This is a genomic window from Kitasatospora sp. NPDC007106 (assembly GCF_040634455.1).
GTDB classification, from domain to species: Bacteria; Actinomycetota; Actinomycetes; order Streptomycetales; family Streptomycetaceae; genus Kitasatospora; species Kitasatospora arboriphila.
Window position 1 is genome coordinate 1 of record NZ_JBEYFP010000619.1, and the last position, 3,577, is coordinate 3,577.

The 3,577-nt window shown below is 76.3% G+C and carries 3 protein-coding genes; all 3 read left to right on the forward strand.

The annotated features are described in order from the left end of the window. A partial coding sequence (locus ABZ641_RS29535) for an aminotransferase class I/II-fold pyridoxal phosphate-dependent enzyme (protein WP_359986658.1) occupies positions 1-765 on the forward strand: 765 nt, incomplete at its 5' end. 143 nt (positions 766-908) lie between these two features. After that, positions 909-2,183, forward strand: a complete 1,275-nt coding sequence (gene egtA / locus ABZ641_RS29540; RefSeq protein ID WP_344625464.1) for an ergothioneine biosynthesis glutamate--cysteine ligase EgtA — start codon at positions 909-911, stop codon at positions 2,181-2,183. After that, a partial coding sequence (gene egtB, locus ABZ641_RS29545) for an ergothioneine biosynthesis protein EgtB (protein ID WP_359986660.1) occupies positions 2,177-3,577 on the forward strand: 1,401 nt, incomplete at its 3' end. The genes egtA and egtB, both read left to right, overlap by 7 nt.

Here is a 3,577-nt window from a genome sequence, read left to right on the forward strand (position 1 = left end):
ACTGACGGGGCGTCCGGTCAGTTGGTGAAGGCGTCCAGGACCTGCTCGTACTCCTGGCACCACCAGCGCAGCTGGCCGGCGGCCGCGGGGAAGAGAGTGCTGCTGGTCAGCAGTCCGCACAACCCGACCGGGCGGCTGCGCACGGCCGCCGAGGTGGGCGCGCTGGCCGAACTCGCCGCCGCCGAGGACGGCCTGCTGGTCGCGGACGAGGTGCACGGCGACCTCGTCCACCCCGACCACGGCCTGCCCCATCCCGTCGCGGTGGCCGTCGCCGATCCGGCCGCGGCCCGGCACACGGTGACCGTGGGATCGGTCGGCAAGACCTTCAACACCTCGGGAATCCCCAGCTGTTGGCTGCTGGTGCCGGATCCCGGTCTGCGCGACCGGGTCCGCGACCGGGCCGCCGCCCTCGGGGTGTGGGAGGGCGGACTGCTGGAGCAGATGGTCCAGCGCGCCGCCCTGGCCGAGGGCGGCGACTGGCTGGACGGACTGCTGCGGCACCTCGTCGCCGCCCGGGACCTCGCCCTGGCGGCGCTCGGCCCGGCCGTGCTCGCCCGCCCCCAGGCCTCGTACCTGCTGTGGCTGGACGGCGCCGCCCTCGGCCTGCCACCCGAACGGGCGAGGGAGCAGGCGATGACGGAGCGTGACGTGGAACTGGCGGACGGCTCGGACTTCGGCGCGCCCCGACCGGGGCTGCTCCGACTCAACTACGCCCTGCCGCTACCGCGGCTGGAGTGCGCACTGCACCGACTGGCACGCTCCTGACCTGCGTTGAGCGGCGGCGATGTTTGCCGCGTAGCAGACTGAGCAGGAAATACCGGGCCGCAACCGCGTACCGAGGGATGGTGAGTCCGGTGATACCCGTCCGTTCGCAGCGAAGCACCGACCGAATCGATCAGACACCCAGCGTGACGCCGCTGACCGAGGCGTCCGCCGAAACCCATCTGGCCGGAATCTGTTTCAAGATCGGGCCGCCCGCCCTGGTGGGGGTGGAGGCCGAGTGGTTCGTCCACGACAGCCGATGTCCCGAGCAGCCGGTCGACCCCGCCCGCACCGCGGCCGCCCTGGCGGCCCTGCCCGAGGACCACGACGGCCCGTGCTTCCCGGCGGGCTCCCGCTTCACCCGCGAACCCGGCGGCCAGGTCGAGCTCAGCTCCCGGCCCGCCGACTCCCCCGCCGCCTGCGCCGCCGACCTGCTGCGCGACCAGGCCGCCCTGCGCACCGCACTCGCCGGGCAGGGCCTGCGGCTCACCGGCAGCGGTACCGACCCGCTCGGCCGGACCCGCCGGATGCAGGCCGAACACCCCCGCTACCGGGCGATGCAGACCTTCTTCGACCGCGCCGGGCCCTGGGGCCGGATCATGATGACCGGCACCGCCTCCGTCCAGGTCTGCGTGGACGCCGGCACCGAGGCCGCCGTCGCCCGCCGCTGGCGGCTCGTCCACCGGCTCGGCCCGGTGCTGGTCGCCGCGTTCGCCAACTCCCCGCTGCTGGACGGCCGGCCGACCGGATTCCGGTCCAGCCGCCAGGTGGTGTGGTCCCGGATGGACCCGACCCGCACCCTCGCACCGCCGCCCGGCGACGACCCGCGCGAGGCCTGGGCCCGGTACGTGCTGGACGCCGAGGTGCTGTGCGTGCGGCGGCCCGAGGGCCGGCCCTGGACGGCGCCGCCCGGCCTCACCTTCCGGCAGTGGCTGCGCGGCGCCGGCGAGCGGCCCGCGACCCTCGCCGACCTCGAGTACCACCGCACCACGCTCTTCCCGCCCGTCCGGCCGCGCGGCCACCTGGAGCTGCGCATGATCGACGCCCAGCCCGGCGACGGCTGGCTCGTGCCGCTCGCCCTGGTCACCGCGCTGCTCGACGACCCGGAGGCGACCGACGCCGCGCTCGCCGCGCTGGAGCCGCTCGGCCACGACCGGGCGCTGCCGCCGCCGCGCTGCAGCCTCTGGCGACGGGCCGCCGCCCTCGCCACCACCGACCCCGAACTGCGGCAGGCCGCGCTCACCTGCTTCGCCGCCGCCGAGCGGGCGCTCGCCCGCCGGCCCGACACCGACGGCCTGCGCCGCGCCCTGGCCGAGTACGCCGACCGCTACCCCGCCCGGGGCCGCTGCCCGGCCGACGACCAGCTGGACGCCGTGCGCGCGGGCCGTCGCCCCGCCGTCGAGGAGGACGCACCGTGCTGAACGCCGACCGCACCGACCCGGCGACGCTCCGCGAGGCGATCGCCACCGAGCTGCTGGCCGCCCGCGACCGCACCGCCGGGCTCACCGACTGCGTGGAGGACCACGACCTCACCGCCCAGCACTCCCCGCTGATGTCGCCGCTGGTCTGGGACCTCGCGCACATCGGCAACCAGGAGGAGCTGTGGCTGCTGCGCAACGTCGGCGGCCACGACCCGATGCACCCCGAGATCGACCCGCTCTACGACGCCTTCGAGCACCCGCGGGCCGAGCGGCCGAGCCTGCCGCTGCTGCCGCCCGACGAGGCCCGGCGCTACGCGCACGAGGTCCGCGGCAGGGTCCTCGACCTGCTGGAGGCCAGCCCGCTGGAGGGCGCGCCGCTGCTGGACGCCGGCTTCGCCTTCGGCATGATCGCCCAGCACGAACAGCAGCACGACGAGACCATGCTGATCACCCATCAGCTCCGGCAGGGCGCCGCCGTGCTGGCCGCCCCTCCCCCGCCGGCCGTCCCGGCCGACCGGCTGCCCGCCGAAGTCCTCGTCCCCGCGGGCCCGTTCACCATGGGCACCGACACCGAGCCGTGGGCGCTGGACAACGAGCGGCCCGCGCACCGGGTGGAGCTGCCCGCGTACTGGCTGGACACCGTCCCCGTCACCAACGCCGCCTACCTGGCCTTCGTCGAGGACGGCGGCTACCGGGAGCCGCGCTGGTGGACACCGGCCGGCTGGGAGCACCGGATGCAGGCCGGCCTGACCGCCCCGCTCTTCTGGAGCCGGGACGGCGGCCAGTGGCTGCGCCGCCGGTTCGGCACCGTCGAACCCGTCCCGCCGGACGAGCCGGTGCTGCACGTGAGCTGGTACGAGGCCGACGCGTACGCCCGCTGGGCCGGGCGGCGGCTGCCCACCGAGGCCGAGTGGGAGAAGGCCGCCCGCTTCGACCCGGCCTCCGGCCGCTCCCGGCGCTACCCGTGGGGCGACGAACCGCCCGCCGCCGAGCACGCCAACCTCGGCCAGCGCCACCTGCAGCCCGCCCCGGCCGGCAGCTACCCGGAGGGCACCGCCCCCTGCGGCGCCCGGCAGCTGATCGGCGACGTCTGGGAGTGGACGGCCAGCGACTTCCTGCCCTACCCGGGCTTCGCCCCGTGGCCGTACAAGGAGTACTCCGAGGTGTTCTTCGGCCCGGAGTACAAGGTGCTGCGCGGCGGCTCCTTCGCGGTGGCGCCGGTCGCCTGCCGCGGGACCTTCCGCAACTGGGACTACCCCGTCCGGCGGCAGATCTTCGCCGGGTTCCGCACCGCCCGCTCCGCCGACGCGGCCCTGGCCGCCGCACCGGCCGCCCCCCGCGCCCGCTGGCGGGCCCTGTGCGGCGCCGTACGGGACTGGGCGCTCGCCCACCCG